The organism is Undibacterium sp. FW305-107 (assembly GCF_058788535.1).
Genome location: NZ_JBYTAV010000003.1, coordinates 334,248 through 357,860, shown reverse-complemented (window position 1 = coordinate 357,860; position 23,613 = coordinate 334,248). Strand labels below are relative to the sequence as shown.

The following is a 23,613-nucleotide window of genomic DNA, read 5'->3' as shown; positions in this document are numbered from 1 at the left end:
GAAGAACCAGTGCTGATAGCAATGTGTTGATGTGGTTTTGACGTTGCTTTTGACGTTGCTTTTGACGTTGCTTTTGACGTTGCCGTTGGTTTTGACTTTGCCGTTGCAGTTGTATCTGCTTTTGATTTTTTCAGTTCCCATGTGTAGACGCCGTTTGTGCGGTACAGAAAATGGGAAAAGAAAGGCCGATGTTTGAGCCGCAGGCGAGTTTTCGGACTTTCCCATTTTTTGTACTGCACAAATGGGAACCCCGCAGGGGCGGTTACGCCTGGGTCGCCTTTTTGGCTTACCTTTTTGGCTTACCTTTTTGGCTAAGCAAAAAGGTAAGTAGCCGCCGGTCTACCACCGGCCTGCAATCGTAATCAACGAATGCAGGTATTCAAAAATGTGCGCCAGTAAATCAATGTACGGCCTGCTATGGACGCCGCTGGATTCCTGCCTACGCAGGAATGACGACATTTAGTTTACGGTGATTCAGCCGATGTGTATTAGCGGTCACATAAAGCTAAAAGCAAAACAAAAAAGCAGAGATCACTCTCTGCTTTTTGAGCAACTTAAATCTACAGCAGGCTTACACAATCACCGCTGCATCTTTACCCAGGAACCCCATAATCGCCCCCAACAAATCATCCTCACGATAAGGCTTACCAAAGTACTCATTCACGCCGAGTTCTTTCGCATAGTTCCTATGCTTATCCGCAGTACGCGAAGTAATCATGATGATAGGGATATGGCTGGTACGTGAATCGCTGCGTACATTACGGGTCAGATCGAAGCCATCCATGCGTGGCATTTCGATATCGACCAGCATCACGTCTGGTGTGACGGACTGCAACTGCTCCAGCGCATCAATACCGTCTTTTGCCAGGATAACCTGATAACCTTCACGTGTCAGTAAACGCTGGGTCACGCGGCGTACGGTCAGAGAGTCATCGACTACCATGACTGTATGCTGGGTACGCAAGCCCTGTACTGGCTGGGCTTTGGTTTCAGCCACTTCCGTTGCTGCATGCAGGTTGGCAACCGCGCCCATTTCAGGGGTGGCTTCTGTACCCAGTTGCTGCAGACGTGCATGTTCATGTTCCATGCGTTGTGCCAGCGGTACCGGGTTCAGGATCAGAACGATTTCACCGGAACCGAGTACGGTCGCGCCGGCGATACCTGTCATACGTGCCAGTTGCGGGCCGATGTTTTTAACAACCACCTCGCGGTTACCCAGAACGTCATCGACGTGAATCGCAACACGCTCGCCGCCGCTCTTCATGATCAGCAACGGGCTGTATTGTTGTGTCATCGGCGTGGCATCGTCCTGGCCCAGCATGGAGGACAGGTAGTACAAGGTCACACGCTGACCTTGCCACATGACTGCGCCTTCGTTGTAGGCATTGGCCAGGGCATTTGATTTCAGTTGCTGTACTTGCTCGACCAGAACGGAAGGTACGGCAAATGTACGGCCACCAGAACTCAGCAACACGACCTGCGTCACTGCCAGCGTCAAAGGCAGGCGAATAGTAAATTCAGCGCCCTTGCCTTCATTGCTGATGACTTCAACACGACCACCCAGCGATGCAGCTTCAGAACGGACCACGTCCATACCTACACCACGACCGGCGAGTTCGGTAATTTCAGTCGCTGTCGAGAAACCAGGTTCGAAAATCATATTGGCTGTTTCCAGCTCATTAGGATGATCTTCATTAGAAATCAAGCCGACAGAGAGCGCTTTTTCGCGAATGCGGGTCAGGTTCAAGCCCTGTCCGTCATCGCTGAAGCGGATCACAACTTCATTACCTTCCTGACGGATTTCGATCAGCAATTCACCGGTTTCTTCTTTGCCGTGATTGCGCCTGTTTTCACGGCTTTCAATACCGTGGACAATTGCATTACGCAGCAAATGCTCGAAAGGCCCTGCCATTTTTTCAAGAACGCCCCTATCCATCTCTACCGTTGCACCGCGAATATCCAGATTCACGCGCTTGTCGACTTCTTTGGAAGTCTGGCGGGTCACGCGATACAGACGCTCGGAAATACTGGCGAAAGGAATCATACGTACGCGCATCAAATCCTGTTGCAAGTCACGTGTCAAACGCGCTTGTACCAGCAAGTCATTGGATGCACCGTCAATAGTACGGGTCAAGTTGGTTTGTACGGTAGCAACGTCGCTGACGCTTTCGGCCATCATGCGCGTCAGTTCTTGCAAGCGGGTGAAGCGGTCAAATTCAAGTGGATCAAATTCACGGTCGCCAGAATGCGCCATACGTGAGGTGATCTGGGTCTCGGCCTGAATCTCTACTTCACGCAACTGATCGCGCAGACGGTTGACGTTCTCTGTCAACTCACTGAGGGATGAGCGCAAGGTGCTGACTTCATTTTCCAGACGTGAACGCGAGATGGAAACTTCACCGGCCTGGTTAACCAGACGGTCAAGAATGTCGGCACGCACACGCACCAGGGTGGCTGGCGTATTGGCTGCTACTGCAACTGGTGCAGCAACTTCCCTGGCCGGTATGGCGCGGGTCATGAGCGGCACAACAGGTGTCAGGTTCACCAATTCATTGATGACCACTGGCGCATCTGTATTGGTAGCCGCCATTTGTTCCTGGAACTGATCCAGTTCTTGGGCGGCAGTCAGCGGTGCATCAGCTTGTGCCGGGGTTGCATGTGCTTCAGGATGCAGCAAGCGGTCAAACATGTGCATACTGTGATCGTGACGTGCCAGCAAATCATCCAGCAGTGATACGCGGACCGCGCTACCGCCATGCATCAGAGTTTCGATGCGTGATTCCATATCATGAATGTGCTGACCCAGCGCCATGGCACCAGCCATACGTGCACTACCCTTGATGGTGTGCATGATACGGGCAATGGATTGCGGTGCTGCCATGTCGTCTGGCTTTTCCTGCCAGGTACGCAACAACTGACCGACCATAGGCAGCAAGTCATTACCTTCTTCTATGAAGACAGGTAACAAGTCCATATCCAGATCATCGCGGATCTGCACAGTACCATCACTGGTCTGAGCTGCATATTCAACAACCGCAGGCTGGGCCACCGGAGTAGCGGCGGCCGGCGCTGCTACTTCAACTATTTCTGGTTCAGCAGTTGGTTCAGCCTCAACGACAGGTGCAAGCTCGGCATGTGCTTCCACTGGATGAATATCATCCATGGCATCCAGCATGATAGAGCCGATGCGGTCAGTAATGGTTTCTGCAGGAGCTTCTGGTTCTGGCAAAGCTTCGGCAACAACGATTTTTGCTTCCTGCGGCAAATCGGCAATCAATTCTTCAGGCAATGCGTCTTCGAGAACAGGCAAAGCCTCCAGCACGTCTGCATCATCCAGATTGATTTCTGCTTCAGACAAAGTTTCTGTGACTACTGGGATATCAGCAGTTACTTCAGCAGCGGTTACTTCAGCAGCTATTACCTCGTCAGCTATTACTTCGGCAGTTTTTACTTCTTCCGCTGGCGAGGCTGCCAATTCGTGCGCATCAACAGCTTCGGCCAGTTCACTGACTTCAAGTGCAGGCAAACTTTCCAGCGTATCTGCAGTCAAGGCTTCTGCTGCGATCAGATCGACAGGTTGCAGCTCTTCTGACAAAGTGACAGGATCAAGTTTTTCATTTGTGGAAGTGATGAATTCTTCATCTGCACCAGCGTTGGAACGCTCGATGACGACTTGCAACAAATGCTCAAGCTGACGAATTTCTTCAGGTGCGGATGCGGCCATTTCTGACAAGGCAAATTTTTGCAGCATGCGTTTGGCAGAATCCAGAGAACGATCCAGTACATCGTATTCTGATTCCAGCAGTACGACAGGATGACGTTCCAGTCTCTGCAAGACAAATTCCAGGCTATGCGCCAGTTCCTGCAAAGGCTTGAGGCCTACAGTTGCAGAACTACCGGCCAGAGAATGGCTGGCATGGATGGCATGCGTAGAAACGTGGCGATGTGGCTCATGTCTCCATTCAGCGAAATCCTGTACCAGGAAACGGACGATTTCATCAGTTTCTGCCATGTAAATGGAATACAGCGGCAAGCTGATTTCTATATCGCCGATGCGCTTGATGTTGTCGTCCACACTAGGTGCAGGCGCTGACAAGTCAGGGAAATCGATGATTTTTGCAGTCGCAATTTCTGCAGCTTCTGGTACTTCCTGTGTTTTTTCGGCTTCTTCGCTGGCAGCAATCTCAACTGGCAAGGCTGCTTGAGTCAACTCATCCGCCATAGCGAGATCAGATACCAGGCTATCAAGGCTTGCGTCCACAGACTCTGCTTCTGCTACAGGCAGTTTTGTCTCTGCCAGCGCCGTCAATTCTATGGCTTCTGGCAATTCCAGCGTCGGGATATCTGCGACTGTTTCAGTCAGAACTTCCAGCGGAGTTTCTTCTGTTAAGGCTGAAGAGACGAGAATTTCTTCTTGTACAGCTTCTAGCGGCAAATCAGCCACCAGTTCTTCAGCTTCCGGAACTGGCATATCTTCTGCCGCAACAGCCACTTCCAGCGCACGATCAAGCGGCAAGCTGGTTTCTGGCAAAACTGATTCTTCGGCCAGGGAAGGAGCATCCAGTGTCAGCTCAGGCAAGCTGGCGAATACAGGTGCAACTGCAATCACTTCCGCAGCAGGCTCAGGTACTTCGACAGGTTCACTTGCTGCCGGTACTTCTGCTACGGCAGGTGCTTCGACATTCACCATCTCTACTGGTGTAAACTCAAATGCGTCGAATTCGGAAGAAGCATCTGCAGTCACCGGAGCAAGCGCTTCCGCAGTTGTATCTTCAACGACAGGAGTAGCGACGGCCTCAATTTCAAGAGTTTCTGGCAAGGCCGCTGCTTCAACCTCTTCAAGCACCGGAGCAGCGAGGACAGGTTCAACTACCGGGGCGGTAACTACTTCAGGAATGTCCTGATAATCTTCGCCGGCTTTGACACGTTCAGCAGCAGCGATAATGGCTTTGCCAGTGCGTGAAGAAACGCCGTTCTGCTTCAATTCACCGACCCACTCTACCATTTCACGCGCAGTGCGTTCCAGCAGGGCATACAGGTTTTCATCACCACTGCGTGAATCAGACAGCCACAGGTTCATGACCTGCTCTATACTCCAGGCGGCTTCACCAAATACCATCAGGCCAACCATACGGCCACTGCCTTTGAGGGTATGGAAGGAACGGCGCAAACTGGTCAGGTATTCCTGGTTATTGGTATCTTTTCTGGACAGCGGCAAGGTGGTCTGGACATACTCCAGCACCTCATCAGCTTCCATGAGGAAAATTTCCAGCAATTCAGCGTCAATGGCATCATCGCCATCAGGAATATCCTGGGCTGGTGCAGATGCGGCGACTGTTTCGGCTGGTGGTGTCGTGACGATTTCCTGCAAGGCACCCGAGCCACTTGCTGCATCAGTTTGTGCCAGCAGGGCGATGGCAGATTTGGCACGTTCCGACGCAGCAGTATCGTCCAGCAAAATAGCGACTGAACGCTCTGATTCCAGCGAGCTTTTCAGTTGTGCTTGCAAGCCTGCGTCTTCCGGGGTTTCAGCAAGCGATGCAGCCAGACGGGCAGACTCTTGCTGTTGCTGAGCCAGTTCCTGCTCGGCGGTCTGCAATACGGCGACCTTGGGTTCCTGACCATGTGCTTCATCACCAGGCAAATGTATGTCTGCGCTAGGCAACAATTCTTTGCTTGCCTGGGCTTCCAGCAAATTGGAACGGAACAAGCCTGCTTCTTTGTCGAAGCTGAATTTCTTTTTCGCGGTATCTGGCTGAGATTGCAGAGTCTCGATGAAGAACGACAGCGCACCTATGTTTTGCGCCACGTTTTCATGAGAGGCAGCTTGCGCAACCGGGTCAACTGCATCTTCTTCTTTGAAGCCGCTGATCATCTGACGGGTATGCTCTACTGCAGCCATCGCATCGTCCTGATCCAGCATGGCCAGGGCACCACCGATCTGATGCAGATTGCCATCGATAGGTTTCAGGGTTTCTTTGTCAGCAGGATTGCGGAAATACTCATCCAGCACTTTTTCTATATGGCGCAGGCTGGATTGCATTTCAGCAACCAGTACACCCATGGTCTGACGCTGCTGTGCTTCACGGGAAATCTCACCCATCCAACTGGCCTGGGTTTGTGGTGTTTCACCTGACACGACAGATAACAGACGGGTGGTAATTTCTTCAGCACGCTCGGCAAAATGCGCGGGCAGGCGCGTTATGTGATCAAGTGCATGCTCAACAAACAGCAAGCTGGTTGCCAGTTCTATACCCAGTTTGCTGCCATCGGGCGAATGCGCGACACTGCGGGCAATACCGTTCAATTCGCGCAGGAGTTTTGCCAGTGCGGGAGCATTCAGACCTGCGCCGGTATCGGCCAGGTCGGTCATTTTTTGTGAGAATTTTTCTGCCAGGCCAGTTTCGCCATTGGCTATCCTGCCCCACAGATTTTTGACAGCCGACAATTGTTCTTTTGCCGTTGTCAGTGCACCTGCAGTGATCTGACCATAATTTTTTTTGTCGTAATCAAGCGGCACCGTATCGTCCAGCTGGTAAGCCTTGCGTACCCTGGTGACAAAAGGGGAAGGATTTTCAACTTGAGCCAGGAAAAACAGGGCATCGCGCAACAGACGTTCCGGGATGGTACTGACACCTTCTACCAGACGACGGATTTGCAGATTGATGCGGCCAAATATCTGTTTGACATATTGCTGGTTGTCGATGGAACCATGACCTACGGCTTCAACAAAAGCACGCATGACGACCCAGAAAGCCTTGGCTTGTGAGTTGGTCTGGCCATTTTCGATTTCCGCAATCATGTCATGCATGGATTGCGTGGCGGCGCGTTGTTGTTCTTTGTCCTTGCTAGTCAATACCGTCAGCAATAGCTTTTCGAAGCGCTGGCGCAAGCCGGTATAACTGATTGCCACAGCCTTGCTGCTGACGGCCAGTTCAGGTATTTGCTCTTTGGCGGACAGGGACGGGAAAAACAAGTCGGCCGGATGTATTCTCTCGGCACCCTTGAGTTCCAGCAGGGCTCGGTAATACGGAAACAGGCGTACCGGCTGGTGCAGCGAACCAGACAGCAAGTCTTCCAGATAGCGCAAGACCGCATGGAAGGCATCGACGATGACTTCGACATTCGCTTGTGTCATTTCAAGCTGCCCACTTTGCAGGCGCTCGAGCAATTCTTCTATGGTTTCTGTAACGATGGATACACCATCGATATCAACGATCTGCAAGGCACCATGGGCCTGATGCAGATAGCTTTTTGCATGCAATAAAGTGGTGGGACGGGTTTCAGTGTCCTGGCCAAGTGCGTCCGTCAGCATCTTGCCAGCGTTCGTGATTGCTTCCCGCACTTCTCCCATCACCCAGGATAGCGGCCCGATGTCGAACTGTTCCTGTGGGAGATCTGGCGATTTTGATAAATCGGATGTCATGCGTACTCCGCAAACTCAAGGGCAATGGACCGCAGTCCATTGCCGTGCAAATATGATAGGGTTGCAGCTAGTGGTCTGTAACAGTGAAAGCGCAAGTGAAAGACATGTGCCCGGCAAATCAGGGCTAGGAGCAAAACACAGCGATAGCGGGGCTATCGCGAGTATTTGCAACGCAGCCCTGGTCGGCGCGCACATGGCAGGCACTTCGCTTTTCACTGTTACAGTCCACTCTCACAACCGGGGCGTGAAAATCAGGCGGCAACCCGGAACCGTGACACAGAGTTCTTGAGTTCTTCCGCAAGCATGGACAATTCTTTAATGGAAACCGCAGTTTGCTGCGTACCATGCTGCGTTTGCTCGGTGATGGTCAAAATGTGCTGAATATTTTGCGCAACGCCGTTGGCTGAGGTAGCTTGTTGTTCCGTCGCCAGCGAGATACCTTGAATCAGTTCCGCCAGACGGTTGGAAACGCTACGGATTTCAGACAGCGCCGTACCGGCCGCATCTGACAGTTTTGCTCCCTCGACCACACCCTGCGTGGATTTTTCCATCGCGGCAACCGCGTCATGGGTATCTGTTTGAATCGTACGAACCAGCGCACCAATCTGCTTGGTCGCTTCAGCTGAACGTTCCGCCAGACGCTGAACCTCTTCCGCAACCACCGAGAAGCCTCGACCTGCTTCACCCGCAGATGCCGCCTGAATCGCCGCATTCAGCGCCAGAACGTTGGTTTGTTCGGTAATGTCGGAAATCAGTTCCGTGATCTCACCAATCTCTTGTGAAGACTCACCCAGACGTTTAATACGTTTGGAAGTTTCCTGGATTTGCTCGCGAATCTCGTTCATACCCTTGATGGCGTTTTCCACCGCATGGGCACCTTGCTCCGCCGCAGCAACCGACTGACGCGCAACCAGTGCTGATTCATTCGCAGAGCGGGATACGTCAGTAATTTCAGCCGCCATCGTCAGAACCACCTGACCAGCATCAGAAATCTCGCGTGACTGTTGTTCAGACGCAGTCAACAAATCGCTGGAAATATTCTGCGCTTGTGTAGATGCTGAAGTAACCTGTTCTGCAGTTGCGGTAACACGACCTACCAGGCCGCGCAACTCTTCCACCGTGTAGTTAACCGAGTCGGCAATCGCGCCCGTGATATCTTCAGAAACCGTCGCCTGCACCGTCAAGTCACCATCCGCAACCTCTTGCAATTCATTCATCAGTCGCAAAATCGCGGCCTGATTCTGATCGTTCGCAGCTTTCGCTTCTTCTTCCTGTTTCTGCGCTTGCATCATTTGTGCCGCAGCTTCAAGACGACGATCATTCGCTTCTTTAGCGCGGTTACGGCTTTCCTGCAACTGAACGAAACCGATACCTACCGCAGCCAGCAGAGCGAAGAAGGCAGAACCCAACATGGCCCAGAAATAGATACTGGTACCATCTTGTTCAGCCGTATAGGTTTTCTGCAATTTGGACAGTTTGTTTTTGAGATCTTCGTTCTCGTTAAACACCAGCTGTTCGGATTGTTTTGCAGCAATAAAGTTTTGCAGATTGCCCAGAATGCTGGAAACCCATACCTGATATTCAGAGAAGGTTTTTTGCAGCTCAGTGAGTTTGTCGCGAGTATCTGCATCCTTGGTGGCTGTCAGGCGCAATACGTCACTACCTTTCAGGAAACCATCGACCAGATCACGGAAAGTATTTGTGTCCTTACCCAGCAAGAATGCCGTTTCAGGATTAACACCCTCGGAAGTCAGGAATTCATTCGCACTACGACCCAGACGCTGGGTCAACATGACCAGCTGACCGGCAGCATTAATTTCACGCGCTGAACCGCCGCCCTGTACTTTCAGGGTAGAGATTTGTTCCGTCAATTCCAGCAGGATTGGGGACAGGGCATTCATTTTTTGCAGAGTCTGACCGAAACCCGTCAATTCTTTCTGACGGTTCAAGATCGTTTCCGCAGCCTTATTGGAGTTATTCCAGGCTTTTTGCGCCTCTTTGACGACTGGCTCAAGAGTAGAGTCAGCACGTTTGACGACACGCCCCTGGTAAGGACCACCACTCAGCAGAACACTCAAATCGGCATTCAATTCGCTACGGCTGTCCTTGAGCTGTTTAAACGCTTCAACGTTACCCTGAATCGCATTTGGTGCCGCTTTACCGATACGCTGCGAGTGCATCAGCGCCTCACCGGCGATCTGTGCCTGCGTCGATATCAGTGTCGATTGTTCAGAGTTCAGGTACACGGAGACACCACCCAGCAACAGGAAGAATGCCATGGTACCGAGCAAGAAGTTGGTCTGACGACGAACTGACATACCGCCAATGATGGGCAGGCGCATGCCGCTGCCCTTTTCCAGCGCGTCACCGATAAAGGTGGCGTCGCCATACGACTCAACTTTTGAAGCAGCAGTTTCTGCCACAACAGGAGTAGCGGCAGCCGCTTCCTGCTCCGGTGTCAGCATTTTTACATTGCTTGCTTCTTCAATTTCAATCGAATCAGCATTCCCGAACGACCTTGCCGAACCTTCTGCTCCGTCAATTTCCGGATTTTCTTTATCTTTGGACAAGAACGGTAGATTAAATGCCATTACTAAGTCTCCTAAACGATTGAAAAGCTGTCAGTACTGCTAGAGTGCACGTACTGACTTAAATACCTATTTGCAAAAAATCCTGGTCCTGTACCAAAGTGGCCAGACTAAGCTCAAACCAGATGTTGCCATCCTTATCCCTGTACTTTTTCCTCAACCAGGCCTTGCTCTCAAACTGATTGTCTTCAAAAGGGATTTCTTCCATCTCTGAAACTGTACGCAAACCCAGAACCTGGGATACCAGCAAACCGCTGTTAAATGCCATGCCGGGAGCAAAAGCAACGATCCGGCATTGTGTATCAAGCTTGGTATTATCCATACCCTGGAAGCGCGGCAAATCGACGACACCAGTTAAATTACCGCGGATATTGGAGAGCCCGATGTACCAATCGCGCGTCAAAGGCACCCTGGTCAGGGTACCTGCACTGACGATTTCTCCGGATTCTCGCAAATCCAGGAGATAACGTCCCTGTCCTATCATAATGCCCAACTGGCTAAGTTTCGTATAGCCACCGCGCTGGGCAGCTTGCATGCGTTCAACCAGCTGCGCCTGAAATTCACGCAAACGGGTACGACGCACGCCCTTTTCAGGTTTGACAACGTCCAGATTTGCTGCAGCAGTTTCACGCACAGTCTGATTCATGAGGCAATCCGAAGATATCTTATTGTTGATACAAGAATTAATACTTGTCTATACGGATTAACCGAGGGCAGAAATCTTCGCCAGCAGTTCTGCCGGATCAATAGGCTTCACCAGGTAATCACGGGCACCCTGACGCAAACCCCAGATACGGTCAGTTTCCTGATTTTTGCTGGTGCAGATGATCACGGGAACGTCTTGCGTATCAGGATCTTTGGCGATCGCGCGGGTAATCTGGAAACCATTTTGCCCAGGCATGACCACGTCCATCAAGATCAACTGTGGTTTATCAGCCTTGATTTTGCTCAGGGCTTCTTCACCGTTTTCAGCTGTTGATACTGAAAAACCATTTTTCACCAATACGTCGGTCAGGAAATAGCGTTCTGTTGGAGAATCGTCTACTACCAGAATTTTTTGAATGGCCATCTTGTTTTACCTCACATTAACTAACTTAACTATATAAATCTAGGTCGCCGAAGTGTAATTTCTTACTGTTTTCAGCAGACTATCCTTTGTAAAAGGCTTGGTCAGATACTCATCAGAGCCGACCATCGCACCGCGGGCACGGTCAAATAAACCGTCCTTAGAAGACAACATGATTACCGGTGTGTCCCGGAATTTCGCACTTTTTTTAATCAAAGCGCAAGTTTGATATCCATCCAGCCTTGGCATGAGGATATCGCAAAAAATCAGGTCTGGATGAGAATCGTTAATCTTGGCGAGTGCGTCAAAGCCATCTTCAGCCAACACTATTTTGTATCCGGCTTGCCCAAGAAAAATCTCGGCCGAACGGCGTATGGTGCTGCTATCGTCAATCACCATGATTTTCAAGTTCTCGTTGCCTGTCAACGTTGACATAAAATCATCTCTTCCCGGCAGTATTAAGGTTACATATCACTGTAACAAAAAATCGCACATTTGCGCTTTTTTTCCTTGAATAAACATATTAAGCAACATCAAAATCGACAAATCGATCAGATTGCCACCATTTCGAAGTCTTCTTTCCGTGCGCCGCATTCGGGACAGGTCCAGTTCATGGGAACATCTTCCCATTTGGTACCGGCCGGAATCCCGTCTTCAGGTGAACCTTGCTCTTCATCATATACCCAACCGCAAATCAAGCACATCCACGCCTTGAAAACTACCTTTTCCGTTACCGTATCAGTCACGACTAAAACCCTTCAATCAAGTAAAATATTGAAACTGCTGCAAATATTCTATTTGCAATGTGTTACTAATGGCATTTGCGCGAGTAATTTAAGTCCTCACGAAGTCAGCTATATTAATCTACCCAACGTGCAAAACCAAATTTCTCCACTAATACTTAGCTTTGGCGCATCAGATCCTGTTGCTGCCACTGGCATCCATGCTGATCTGGCATCGTTTGCGGCCATGGGCTGTTATGGCTTACCCGTTATCACCGCCATTTTAACTGGTGATACGTCGCAAATCGATGATTTACATCCACTTGATGGAGATTTAGTCGACGAACAGGCCCGCACCGTGCTGGAAGACATGCCCGTGCTGGCCTTTAAAGTAGGCCAGGCAGGCAGTGTCGAAAATGTCACCGTCATCGCCGAGATCGTTTCAGACTATCCAGAACTGCCGTTGGTACTCGACCCCTTCAATGCTGCCCTGACAGAACAAGGCCCTGAAGCCGAAGACCTGGTACTGGCGATCCGTGAATTGCTGATACCCCAGGCCAGCCTGCTCATGATCTCGGCAGTAGAACTGTCGCGCCTGGCAGAAACCTGGAAGGAGAGCGCTGAGGCTGAACCTGAAACCGAAGATCTGGCCGCCGATACCATGACGCTGATCGAATCCGGCTGCGAGTATATATTAGTCACGGGCACTTCGGGTGAAACTGGTGAAGTGGTTAACACTTTATATAATGAATCCGGTGTAGTCAGGCGCGATACCTGGCAACGCCTGCCAGGCTCGCATGCGGGCGCAGGCTCTACCTTGTCCGCGGCAATTGCTGCACTGCTGGCGAATGGGCTGGAAATCCCGGAAGCTGTATTGGAAGCCCAGGAGTTTACCCACGCTGCCTTAAGCCATGCGCAAAGGCTGGGCATGGGCAGGCTGATACCAGACCGTTATTTCTGGGCCAGAGAAGCCAGTTAGAACCTGTGCCCCTCTTATATATAAATATAAGTCCTTATTTATAGAGCACCTGATTTTTTACTCTATCTCATTTGCATCATCACTTACTGAAGCTCCATCATGACCGATAAAAACGACATCCTGTTTGCCCGCGCCCAAAAGACCACGCCTGGTGGCGTGAATTCTCCTGTGCGCGCCTTTCGCTCCGTTGGTGGTACGCCGCGTTTCATTACGCGCGCCGCTGGCCCTTATTTTTGGGATGCAGAAGACAAACGCTATATCGATTACATAGGTTCCTGGGGGCCGGCCATCGTTGGCCATGCCCATCCTGAAGTCATCAGTGCAGTGCAGGAAGCAGCCGCCCGCGGCCTGAGCTTTGGCGCACCGACCGAAGGTGAAATCGAGATGGCAGAAGAGATCTGTAAACTCGTGCCCAGCATAGAACAAGTACGCCTGGTGTCCAGCGGCACAGAAGCCACCATGAGCGCCTTGCGCCTGGCGCGTGGCGCCACCAAGCGTGACAAGATCATCAAGTTTGAAGGTTGTTACCACGGCCATGCAGATTCTTTACTGGTCAAGGCTGGCAGTGGCTTGCTGACATTTGGCAACCCGACTTCTGCCGGTGTACCGGAAGACTTCAGTAAACACACCCTGGTGCTTGACTATAATAATTGCGAGCAGTTGGAAGAGGTGTTCAAGTCCATCGGCGACCAGATCGCTTGCGTAATCGTTGAACCGGTGGCTGGCAACATGAACCTGATCCGTGCGACGCAAGAATTCATCAACACCATGCGCAAGCTGTGTACTGCACATGGCAGTGTCCTGATATTTGATGAAGTGATGTGCGGCTTCCGCGTTGGCCTGCATGGTGCTCAGGCGCTATATGGTGTGCAGGCTGACCTGACTTGCCTGGGCAAGGTCATCGGTGGTGGTTTGCCGGTAGCAGCCTTTGGTGGCCGCGCTGACTTGATGGGGCACATGGCACCTTTGGGTGGCGTCTATCAGGCTGGCACTTTGTCAGGCAACCCGGTCGCCGTGGCAGCGGGCATGACCACTCTGAAAATTATCCAGCAGGCAGGCTTTTATGAAAACCTGACAGCACAAACCCGCAAACTGGTAGATGGTCTGAGCGCCGCCGCCAAAGCTGCCAGCATTACATTCTGCGCAGATGCGGTTGGCGGCATGTTTGGCCTGTATTTTGCAAATGAAGTACCAAGTTCTTATGCCGCCATGATGGTCAGCGACAAGGAAAGATTCAACCGTTTCTTCCACCTGATGCTGGACCAGGGCGTCTACCTGGCACCATCGGCATTTGAAGCTGGCTTCGTTTCTGCACAACATGATGATGCCATCATTGCCGATACGATTGCTGCGGCTGAAAAAGCTTTCGCGCAACTCTGATCCTCGGGCCATCAGAAACCATATAAATAAGGGAGCTTGCAAATCAAGCTCCCTTATATATTAGTATGTTCAATTCTTCGATCTGAAATCCACCTGTCCTGGCCGTCCCGGCAAATTCAAATTCGCATGCGGTACAGGCGTCTGGCTGATGATTTTGCCGCGGCGCAGCACATGGGTGCGGGTGGCACGCAAACGTATTGCTTCCACCGGGTCGCTGGCATCGAGTATCACCAGGTCGGCATTGCAACCCACGTCCAGCCCATACCCTTCCAGGCCCAGTATGCGCGCTGGTGCAGCCGTCACTGCCTGGAAGCACTGGCGCATGGCATCTTGCCCCGTCATCTGTGCCACGTGCAGACCCATTTGTGCGACTTCCAGCATGTCACCAGAACCCAGGCTATACCAGGGGTCCATCACGCAGTCATGTCCGAAGGCGACTTCTATGCCAGCGGCCAACATCTCTGGTACGCGGGTCATGCCACGGCGTTTGGGGTATGTATCATGACGTCCTTGCAGGGTAATATTAATCAAAGGATTGGCAATGGCGGCCACGCCAGCTTCACGTATCAATGGCAATAATTTACTGACATAGTAATTGTCCATGGAATGCATGGAGGTCAGGTGAGAACCTGCCACCCTCCCCTGCATACCCAGCCTGTGCGTGTGATACGCCAGGGTTTCTATATGGCGCGACAAAGGGTCATCCGATTCATCACAATGCATGTCGACTCGCAGGCCTTTGTCTGCAGCAAACTCGCACAGCAGGCGTACCGATTCTGCGCCATCAGCCATCGTGCGTTCAAAATGCGGTATGCCGCCGACCACGTCCACACCCATGGCGATGGAACGCTTGAGATTATCCATGGCCGTGGCGCTGCGCAAGATGCCATCTTGCGGGAATGCCACCAGTTGCAAATCCAGATAAGGCGCAACGCGGCGTTTCACCTCCAGCAAGGCTTCCACCGCCAGCAAACGGTCATCACAGATGTCAACATGTGAACGCACTGCCAGCAAACCCCGCCCCACTGCCCAGTCGCAATAACGCATGGCCCGCTCGACCAGCGCTTCCTGTGTCAATATCGGTTTCAGTTCGCCCCATAAGGCTATGCCTTCGAGCAAAGTGCCGGACTGGTTAACCCGCGGCAAACCATAGCTGAGCACTGCATCCATATGGAAGTGGGCATCGACAAATGGCGGTGTCACCAGGTTGCCATTAGCATTGATTTCTTCTGCCGCACTAACAGCCAAAGCGACATCAACAGCGCTGATGCGGCCATCCTTGATGGCGATATCGATACCCTTGCGCCCGTCTGGCAAACTGGCATTGCGAATGACAAGATCGTTCATCAGAAATCCCTCTATATTATTAGTACACAATAGTTATTACAGAAAATATGCGCCACCGGCCTCATCCTGCGTCATAATCTTGGCACAGAAAGGCAGGAATCTTATGGCAACAATGAAGCAAGTCGCAGAGAAAGCCCGGGTTTCAACGACCACGGTTTCTCACGTCATCAATAATACCCGTGTCGTCAGTGAAGATGCGCGTGAGCGTGTGCTGGCCGTGATACAGGAATTGCGCTATATTCCCAGCGCGGTTGCCCGCAGCCTCAAGAACGACCGCACCCACACCCTGGGCATGATGATACCGAATAATTCCAATCCCTATTTTGCAGAAATCATACAAGGGATAGAAGACGCTTCATTCAAGCTGGGCTATAACATTATCCTGTGCAACTCCTACGATGACCCAAAGAAGCAGGCTGCCTATATCCGCGTGCTGATGGAAAAACGTATCGATGGCCTGATCCTGGTGTCGTCCGGTTCAGATGAAGAACTGACGCAATTACTGGCTGACGAAGGCATACCCAAGGTGCTGGTGGATCGCGAAGTATCGGGTGTGGTGGCAGACTTTATTGAAGCTGACCATGAACAGGGTGGTTATGAAGCAACCCGTTATCTGATAGGACTTGGTCACAAGCGTATTGCCTGCGTTGCCGGACCCGATATCCTGCTACCCAGCGGCGACCGCGTCACCGGCTACCGCCGCGCCTTGCTGGAAGCAGGTCTGGAGTTCAACAGCGCATATCTGCTGCATGCTGACTTTACCAGCCAGGGTGGTTTTAACGCTTTCCAGCAATTACTGGCGCTGCCCCAGCGGCCTACGGCGATTTTTGCTAGTAATGATTTGATGGCAATAGGTGGCATCAGGGCAGCCAATGAAGCTGGCATCAAGATACCGGAAGCCTTGTCCGTTATTGGTTACGATGATATTGCTCTGGCTTCTTTCAGCACCCCGCCATTGACGACGATAGCGCAGCCCAAACAGGCCATAGGTAATCTGACGGCGCAAATACTGGTTAACCGCATCGTTGACCCGGAAGCGCCATTAAGGCGGGAAATGTTGAAGTCGCAACTGGTGATACGGCAATCAACTGCTCACATGAGTTCTAAAGAATAAATTTACTTAGTTACTTAGATGAGATGAAGCTAAGCAAAATCGGTAACAATATCAGTATTATCATGGGCGAAAAGTCCAGGCCACCGATTGGGGGAATCAGCTTTCTCACCGGTGAAAGCAAGGGCTCATTTAATGCCCGGACAAACGGTGCCAAAGGCGCACTGGGATTCACCCAGCTAAATAATACCTCCAGCAAAAGCAAGGCCATGATCTCATAAATTATCCACTGCGCCATGATGATCCCAGCCACGATAAAAACCTGTTCAATCATGAATACGGGAAGTTCCAGCCAAACGATAAAGCCTGCCGCAGCCAGGGCAACCAGCAAAGCACCTATCAGTGTAGACCAATCATAACCGGCGAAACCGGGAATGATGCGGCGGATAGGATGCACCAGCCAGTCTGTTAATTTAAAAATTGCCTGCGCCAGTGCTGCAGGAGGCCGTATTCGCTGTGCCTGCATCCAGAAACGCAGTAACAAAAAGCCGGCAAATACACCCGTGACAGCTTTGATAACATAAATTAAATTATTCAGTAACACGACACACCCTTAAAAAAAACCCACTGCATGACGAATCAGACAGTGGGTATTGTGCCTGAATAAAACCAGGCCACCAAGCATATCAAAGATTATGCCGGGCGATTACCAGTTGGGAAAGGCCATGCTGCATTTGGACTTACAACGGTTTTTGCATCAGGTGTCGCTGGTTTTGCTGGAGCGGCCTTTTTTGCGGCTGGCTTAGCCGCGGCTTTTTTTGCGACTGGCTTCGCTGCTGCTGGCTTTGCAGCGGCAGGTTTAGCTGCTGCTTTCGCTGCTGGCTTGGCTGCTGCTTTTTTTGCGACTGGTTTAGCTGCTGCTTTAGCCGCTGGCTTTGCTGCTGCCTTAGTTGCTTTAGCTGCTGGCTTTGCTGCCGCTTTAGCCGCTGGCTTTGCTGCTGCCTTAGTTGCTTTAGCTGCTGGCTTTGCTGCTGCTTTTTTTGCTACTGGCTTAGCTGCCTTAGCTGCTGGTTTAGCTGCTGCTTTTTTTGCTGCTGGCTTAGCTGCTGCTTTAGCTGCTGGCTTTGCTGCGGCTTTTTTCGCTGCTGGCTTAGCTGCCTTAGCTGCTGGTTTAGCTGCTGCTTTTTTTGCTGCTGGCTTAGCTGCTGCTTTCTTAGCGACTGGTTTAGCTGCCTTGGCTGCTTTTGCTGCTGGTTTAGCTGCTGCTTTTGCTGCTGGCTTTGCCGCTGCTTTTTTCGCTACTGGCTTTGCTGCTTTAGCTGCTGGTTTAGCTGCTGCTTTTTTAGCGGCTGGTTTAGCTGCCTTGGCTGCTGGTTTTGCTGCAGCTTTTGCTGCTGGCTTGGCGGCTGCCTTAGTTGCTTTAGCTGCTGGTTTAGCTGCTGCTTTTTTAGCGGCTGGTTTAGCTGCCTTGGCTGCCGGTTTAGCTGCAGCTTTTGCTGCTGGCTTCGCGGCTGCTTTTGCTGCTGGTTTAGCTGCTACTTTTTTAGCTGCGGCTTTTTTTGCAGCAGGCTTCTTCGCTGCTACTGGTTCGTCCGGGGACGGTTGTGGTGCTGTTGCCATTTTGTTTCTCCTTCGATTGATGGAAAAAATCAGATAAAAATTAAATCCGCTCGATCCATTCAAGCGGATTATTCATCGGCACAAACATGATCGCTGTTTGCGCTAATGAATTCTGCACCGGCCGAACTGCTCCATCCCCTCTATTGATGGGGCGCTTCAGCCATCATGGTTCGCTTTAGAACCTGTTTATGATCTTAAGCGCGGGCGTGACCGGGGATCATGCGCTGCTCAAAATGCTCATGTACTGGAGTACATTCCGCTCTTTGCGCTGCGTTTTTGTCACCCTGACCCCGCTGACACTCGCTACAGACCATAAATAGGTTCCATGCCGGCTCCTGGCCTGGCGGCAAACCCAAAAAACGCCTGCATTAGCTACAGACGTCGGTATTCTTTTGTGAAACACAAAGACCAATAGCCACAATACCCAGTGTAGCCAGGTATTGCGGCACTAACAGTTCAAAACAATGTTGTCTATGACTGTCCATTCAGTTTGGTGAGGCCTCTCGCGTTTTACATCTTGTGCAAATCATGAGCAATCCCGGGGGACACTGACAGCTTGCGGCGTTTCCTGATTTAATGATTTCTTGTGACTGCCTTTTCTATCTGGGGTCTTGCAAACCCAAATTCAACATCACATTAAAAACTTCAATCAACCTGCTCGCACTACTTGATCAGAAATCCCTGATCCGGATTTTGGCGTTCGCTGTATTCAGCGCTTATTCCCAGTTGAGGGCTCCGCCAGTTTGATACTCAATCACACGTGTCTCAAAAAAGTTGCGCTCTTTTTTCAGGTCTATCATTTCACTCATCCAAGGGAAAGGATTTTCTTCCTGAGGGAACAGCGCTTCAAGACCGATTTGTTGTGCGCGGCGATTTGCAATGAACCGTAAATAACCTTTGAACATTGGCGCATTCAAACCGAGCACTCCACGCGGCATTGTATCCTCTGCGTAACGATATTCCAACTCCACAGCACGCAAAAACAACGATTTAATTTCATCACGAAATGCCGGCGTCCACAAATGCGGATTTTCCATCTTAATTGTATTGATTAAATCGATCCCGAAATTGCAGTGCATCGATTCATCGCGCAAGATGTATTGATATTGTTCAGCCGCGCCCATCATTTTATTTTGACGGCCAAGCGCCAAAATTTGTGTGAAGCCAACATAGAAAAACAGGCCTTCCATCAGGCAGGCAAATACGATCAGTGACTTGAGCAAAGTCTGGTCTGCCTCGGTTGTGCCGGTCTTGAATTCAGGGTTGGTCAGCACGTCAATAAAAGGAATCAGGAACTGGTCCTTGTCACGGATAGAGTCAACTTCATTGTAGGCATTGAAGATTTCTGCCTCATCCAGACCCAGCGATTCAACGATGTATTGATAAGCGTGAGTATGGATAGCTTCTTCAAACGCCTGGCGCAACAAGTACTGACGGCATTCAGGTGCCGTGATGTGGCGGTAAGTGCCGAGTACGATATTGTTGGCGGCCAGAGAATCAGCGGTCACGAAAAACCCCAGATTACGTTTCACCAGGCGGCGCTCATCTTCCGTCAGACCATTCGGGTCTTTCCAGAGTTCAATATCGCGTTGCATATTGATCTCTTGCGGCATCCAGTGATTGGCGCAACCTGCCAGATATTTATCCCAGGCCCATTTGTATTTGAAAGGGACTAACTGATTGACGTCTGTGGTGCCGTTGATGATGCGCTTGTCGGCAGCATTGACACGCCTTGTCACTTCGCCGCTGACGGCGGCTGCAGGAGTTGGCGCAGCAACTGGTTTGTTGACCAGGGCAGGATTGAGGGCGACTTCCTGTGTTTGCAAACGTGCTTGCAAATCCATGCCGCTGACTGGTGCACCTGATGGGGCACCGGACGGAGCACTCATTGGTCGCGCTGCCGGGGTTGCTGGACTGGTCGGCTGAACTTCATCATCCCAAGATAACATTATTAATTCCTTACTTTTTGTAACAGCTTATTTTTTCGGGGAAGAAGCCAGGCTTCTTCCCGCAACGTTCAGGCCATCAGGTCTTGCGGTCTGGCTTGCGCATTGTCATAAAACTTTATGACAATGATTGAACACTTATTGGCAAGCTTCGCACTCTTCAAAACCGGCATCTCCTGGACGCAACATGCAGGCCGGGCCATCGGTTTCCTGTGCTGCTGCGGTGATGCCAGCAGACGCTGCACCATAACCACCGCCGTTGCCATCGACTCCCACCGCATTCAATGCACCAGTTTTGCTGGTGGATTTTTCAGTGTGTGTCGCACCGATGGTACGCAGGTAGTAAGTAGTTTTCAAACCACGCAACCATGCCAGTTTATAAGTCTCATCCAGTTTTTTACCGGATGCACCTGCCATATAGATGTTCAGGGATTGTGCCTGATCTATCCATTTTTGACGACGCGCAGCCGCCTCAACCAGCCAGGATGGACTGATTTCAAATGCAGTCGCATACAGTGCACGCAGATCTTCCGGGATGCGGTCAATGCGGGCCAGACTGCCGTCAAAGTACTTCAGGTCAGAGATCATGACTTCATCCCACATGCCGCGGTCTTTCAGATCGCGCACCAGATGTTCATTGATCTCGGTAAATTCACCGGACAGATTCGACTTCACATACAGGTTCTGATAAGTCGGTTCGATACAGGCCGCTACACCAATAATGTTAGAAATTGTTGCAGTCGGCGCAATCGCCACGCAATTGGAATTGCGCATGCCAAATTTCTTGATGCGGTCACGCAGTGGGTACCAATCCAGCGTTTCCGAGAAGTCAGCTTCCAGATAACCGCCGCGTTCTTCGGCCAGCATCTTCAGGGAATCTTGCGGCAGGATGCCACGGTCCCACAAAGAGCCAGGATAAGAACTGTAACGGCCACGTTCTTCAGCCAGTTCAGTCGATGCCCAATAAGCGTAGTAGCAGACGGCTTCCATGGAAGTATCAGCGAACTGTACGGCATCCATCGATGCATAAGGGATGCGCATCATGTGCAGGCAATCCTGGAAACCCATGATACCCAGACCGACAGGACGGTGACGCAGATTGGAATCGCGTGCCTTCTTCACTGCATAGTAGTTGATGTCGATGACGTTATCCAGCATACGCATCGCTGTACGCACAGTTTTTTGTAATTTAATGTGATCCAGCTTGCCGTCTTTCATGTGGGCAGGCATGTTGACCGAACCCAGATTACATACCGCGATCTCGCTGTCGTTAGTGTTCAGGGTAATTTCTGTACACAAGTTGGAGCTGTGGACCACGCCGACGTGCTGTTGTGGCGAGCGGATATTGCAAGGATCTTTGAAGGTGATCCATGGATGGCCAGTTTCAAACAGCATGGACAGCATCTTGCGCCACAAGTCCAGCGCCGGGATTTTTTTGGACAAGGTCAGTTCGCCATTGGCAGCTTTTGCTTCATAAGCGACATAAGCCTGTTCGAAAGCCTTACCAAATTTATCATGCAGGTCAGGTACATCGGATGGGGAGAACAAGGTCCAGTCGCCTTTTTCCATGACACGCTTCATGAACAGGTCAGGAATCCAGTTCGAGGTATTCATGTCATGCGTACGGCGGCGGTCATCGCCGGTGTTTTTACGCAGGTCGAGGAATTCTTCGATATCCATATGCCAGGTTTCCAGGTAGGCGCACACTGCACCTTTGCGTTTACCGCCCTGGTTAACGGCCACAGCCGTGTCGTTGACGACTTTCAGGAACGGGACAACCCCCTGAGATTTGCCATTGGTACCTTTGATATGCGCGCCGAGCGAGCGGACTGGTGTCCAGTCATTACCCAGGCCACCGGCATATTTTGCCAGCAGTGCATTTTCCTTGATGGCTTCGTAGATACCATCGAGGTCATCGGCAACTGTCGTCAGGTAGCAAGAGGACAGTTGTGAACGTTGCGTGCCGGAATTGAACAGGGTCGGTGTCGAGCTCATGAAATCAAAGCTGGACAACAGATTGTAAAATTCTATCGCGCGGGTTTCACGATCGATTTCATTCAACGACAAACCCATGGCGACGCGCATGTAGAAAGCCTGAGGCATTTCTATGCGGGTACCGCGTACGTGCAGGAAGTAACGGTCATACAAAGTTTGCAGACCGATATAACCAAATTGCAGATCGCGGTCAGCAACCAGGGCATTCGCCAGTTTCTTCAAATCAAACTGACCCAGTTTGGCATCCAGCAAATCTGCTTCGATACCCTTCTTGATGAATTTCGGGAAGTATTCGAGGTATTCTGCGGCGGCATCCTGTTGCGCCACTTCTTTGCCAAACACTTCTTTACGGACTGTATGCAAGAGCAAACGTGCGGTGACCTGGCTGTAGGCCGGTTCTTTTTCCATCAGCGCGCGGGCGGCCAGGATGGCGGACTTGTACAATTCTTCTACCGGTACACCGTCGTACAGGTTTTTCAAAGTCTCAGCCAGAATCGCATCAGGATCAGCCAGCTTGTCCAAACCCAGGCAGGCAGCGGCGATCATCTTGCGCACTTCTGCCACATCCAGCGGACGGGACTGACCATCAACGATGACGTGCAATTGTGGTGCAACGGCTTCAGCATGTCCAGGCGCATCATTCACGCGACGGCGTTCTTCCATGCGTTTGGCGCGGTACAGGACATAAGAACGGGCGACATCATGTTCACCTGAGCGCATCAGCGCCAGCTCAACCTGGTCTTGCACATCTTCTATATGGAAAGTACCACCAGCAGGCTGGCGGCGCAACAAGGCTGCAACTACGCTGGCTGTCAGTTGTTCTACCAGTTCACGCACCCGGGCGGACTCTGCACCATGTCCACCATTCACTGCCAGAAACGCCTTGGTCATGGCGATGGCGATTTTGGATGGTTCGAAGCCAACCACCGAACCATTACGGCGAATGATGCGGTATTCGCTATAACTATTCAGGCTATTGGTGGCAGGTGTTGCTGCCATGTTCAAAACCGATCCCAGTTCTGGTTTGGACGTAGTAGATGTTTCAATAGAAGAGTGCATTGATCCTCCGGATGCGGTGTTATTTTTTGCCAGCAAAGTTGAAGAAAGACGACTTTGCCGGACATGGGTTAAACAGTGAAGCGACTAGGTAGTTAAGCTGGCAAGACACAATAAGGCTCACAGCCGGATGCAGCGAAAATTCGCCAAATCCGGTTTATTTTGTTTACATCAGACACAAATTCAATTGCAAAACATGAGGGAAATTGAAACAAGGCAAGAAAACAAACAAATTCTTAAAACCACTACATCTAGTGCGCTAATTTTTATTTGCCCTAATTCTAGTGCTGCATCAAACGATATGCAACCGCTTTTTATTTAATTAATTGAATTATTTTTTCTGTAAATATGTGTACGAGGTGTTGACTTTCGCAAAGCACAGAAATGCGTAAGTTCAGCCGAGAGCGGCCACTAACGTGCAAATACATGCTAGGAGC

14 protein-coding genes are annotated in these 23,613 nt (G+C 51.0%); 4 read left to right on the top strand and 10 right to left on the bottom strand.

Annotated features, from left to right (window positions below; all coding sequences use genetic code 11):
• Positions 1-571 precede the first annotated feature (571 nt).
• From AC3WQT_RS08625 to AC3WQT_RS08600, 6 genes are all read right to left on the bottom strand, one after another.
• Positions 572-7,426, bottom strand: coding sequence for a hybrid sensor histidine kinase/response regulator (locus AC3WQT_RS08625; protein WP_492703466.1), 6,855 nt, complete (start codon positions 7,424-7,426; stop codon positions 572-574).
• A gap of 251 nt (positions 7,427-7,677) precedes the next feature.
• The gene (locus AC3WQT_RS08620; protein ID WP_492703465.1) at positions 7,678-10,017 is read right to left on the bottom strand and encodes a methyl-accepting chemotaxis protein; all 2,340 of its coding nucleotides are present in this window, start codon (positions 10,015-10,017) and stop codon (positions 7,678-7,680) included.
• A 58-nt stretch (positions 10,018-10,075) separates the two neighbouring features.
• Entirely contained in the window at positions 10,076-10,660 is a 585-nt protein-coding gene (locus AC3WQT_RS08615; protein ID WP_492703464.1) for a chemotaxis protein CheW, read from the bottom strand.
• A 57-nt stretch (positions 10,661-10,717) separates the two neighbouring features.
• Positions 10,718-11,083: a response regulator transcription factor gene (locus AC3WQT_RS08610; protein WP_186952120.1), complete on the bottom strand. Its 366-nt coding sequence runs from the start codon at positions 11,081-11,083 to the stop codon at positions 10,718-10,720.
• A 39-nt stretch (positions 11,084-11,122) separates the two neighbouring features.
• On the bottom strand, positions 11,123-11,515 hold the full coding sequence (locus AC3WQT_RS08605) for a response regulator (RefSeq protein ID WP_186952119.1): 393 nt from the start codon (positions 11,513-11,515) through the stop codon (positions 11,123-11,125).
• A gap of 116 nt (positions 11,516-11,631) precedes the next feature.
• Positions 11,632-11,784, bottom strand: a complete 153-nt coding sequence (locus AC3WQT_RS08600) for a rubredoxin (protein WP_110255217.1) — start codon at positions 11,782-11,784, stop codon at positions 11,632-11,634.
• A gap of 169 nt (positions 11,785-11,953) precedes the next feature.
• Here AC3WQT_RS08600 and thiD point away from each other — a divergent pair, with 169 nt between their 5' ends.
• Positions 11,954-12,781 carry a bifunctional hydroxymethylpyrimidine kinase/phosphomethylpyrimidine kinase gene (gene thiD, locus AC3WQT_RS08595; RefSeq protein ID WP_492703463.1) on the top strand — a complete coding sequence of 276 codons (828 nt, stop codon included), beginning with the start codon at positions 11,954-11,956 and terminating at the stop codon, positions 12,779-12,781.
• Between the two features lie 99 nt (positions 12,782-12,880).
• The gene (gene hemL / locus AC3WQT_RS08590) at positions 12,881-14,161 is read left to right on the top strand and encodes a glutamate-1-semialdehyde 2,1-aminomutase (RefSeq protein WP_492703462.1); all 1,281 of its coding nucleotides are present in this window, start codon (positions 12,881-12,883) and stop codon (positions 14,159-14,161) included.
• A gap of 69 nt (positions 14,162-14,230) precedes the next feature.
• Here the strand turns inward: hemL and AC3WQT_RS08585 are convergent, their stop codons facing one another.
• Positions 14,231-15,508, bottom strand: coding sequence for an amidohydrolase family protein (locus tag AC3WQT_RS08585; protein ID WP_492703461.1), 1,278 nt, complete (start codon positions 15,506-15,508; stop codon positions 14,231-14,233).
• Positions 15,509-15,611: 103 nt separating this feature from the next.
• On the opposite strand from AC3WQT_RS08585, the gene AC3WQT_RS08580 reads away from it, so the two are divergent.
• Complete coding sequence (locus AC3WQT_RS08580) at positions 15,612-16,622, top strand: LacI family DNA-binding transcriptional regulator (RefSeq protein ID WP_492703460.1); 1,011 nt, start codon at positions 15,612-15,614, stop codon at positions 16,620-16,622.
• 10 nt (positions 16,623-16,632) lie between these two features.
• On the opposite strand, the gene AC3WQT_RS08575 is transcribed toward AC3WQT_RS08580, so the two are convergent.
• Positions 16,633-17,163 carry a YggT family protein gene (locus tag AC3WQT_RS08575; RefSeq protein ID WP_492703459.1) on the bottom strand — a complete coding sequence of 177 codons (531 nt, stop codon included), beginning with the start codon at positions 17,161-17,163 and terminating at the stop codon, positions 16,633-16,635.
• Between the two features lie 279 nt (positions 17,164-17,442).
• On the opposite strand from AC3WQT_RS08575, the gene AC3WQT_RS08570 reads away from it, so the two are divergent.
• Positions 17,443-18,216 carry a hypothetical protein gene (locus AC3WQT_RS08570; RefSeq protein WP_492703458.1) on the top strand — a complete coding sequence of 258 codons (774 nt, stop codon included), beginning with the start codon at positions 17,443-17,445 and terminating at the stop codon, positions 18,214-18,216.
• 679 nt (positions 18,217-18,895) lie between these two features.
• On the opposite strand, the gene AC3WQT_RS08565 is transcribed toward AC3WQT_RS08570, so the two are convergent.
• Together AC3WQT_RS08565 and AC3WQT_RS08560 are read right to left on the bottom strand one after the other, a co-directional pair.
• Positions 18,896-20,128 carry a ribonucleotide-diphosphate reductase subunit beta gene (locus AC3WQT_RS08565; protein WP_492703457.1) on the bottom strand — a complete coding sequence of 411 codons (1,233 nt, stop codon included), beginning with the start codon at positions 20,126-20,128 and terminating at the stop codon, positions 18,896-18,898.
• A gap of 135 nt (positions 20,129-20,263) precedes the next feature.
• Positions 20,264-23,119 (bottom strand): ribonucleoside-diphosphate reductase subunit alpha, encoded by a 2,856-nt coding sequence (locus AC3WQT_RS08560; RefSeq protein WP_492703647.1) that lies wholly within the window; start codon positions 23,117-23,119, stop codon positions 20,264-20,266.
• Between the last annotated feature and the right edge of the window lie 494 nt (positions 23,120-23,613).

Bases quoted from the DNA above. Each gene is read 5' to 3' on its own strand.
- AC3WQT_RS08625 (WP_492703466.1), bottom strand. From the start codon at position 7,426: ATGACATCCGATTTATCAAAATCGCCAGATCTCCCACAGGAACAGTTC.
- AC3WQT_RS08620 (WP_492703465.1), bottom strand. From the start codon at position 10,017: ATGGCATTTAATCTACCGTTCTTGTCCAAAGATAAAGAAAATCCGGAA.
- AC3WQT_RS08615 (WP_492703464.1), bottom strand. From the start codon at position 10,660: ATGAATCAGACTGTGCGTGAAACTGCTGCAGCAAATCTGGACGTTGTC.
- AC3WQT_RS08610 (WP_186952120.1), bottom strand. From the start codon at position 11,083: ATGGCCATTCAAAAAATTCTGGTAGTAGACGATTCTCCAACAGAACGC.
- AC3WQT_RS08605 (WP_186952119.1), bottom strand. From the start codon at position 11,515: ATGTCAACGTTGACAGGCAACGAGAACTTGAAAATCATGGTGATTGAC.
- AC3WQT_RS08600 (WP_110255217.1), bottom strand. From the start codon at position 11,784: ATGTGCTTGATTTGCGGTTGGGTATATGATGAAGAGCAAGGTTCACCT.
- hemL (WP_492703462.1), top strand. From the start codon at position 12,881: ATGACCGATAAAAACGACATCCTGTTTGCCCGCGCCCAAAAGACCACG.
- AC3WQT_RS08585 (WP_492703461.1), bottom strand. From the start codon at position 15,508: ATGAACGATCTTGTCATTCGCAATGCCAGTTTGCCAGACGGGCGCAAG.
- AC3WQT_RS08580 (WP_492703460.1), top strand. From the start codon at position 15,612: ATGGCAACAATGAAGCAAGTCGCAGAGAAAGCCCGGGTTTCAACGACC.
- AC3WQT_RS08565 (WP_492703457.1), bottom strand. From the start codon at position 20,128: ATGTTATCTTGGGATGATGAAGTTCAGCCGACCAGTCCAGCAACCCCG.
- AC3WQT_RS08560 (WP_492703647.1), bottom strand. From the start codon at position 23,119: ATGGCAGCAACACCTGCCACCAATAGCCTGAATAGTTATAGCGAATAC.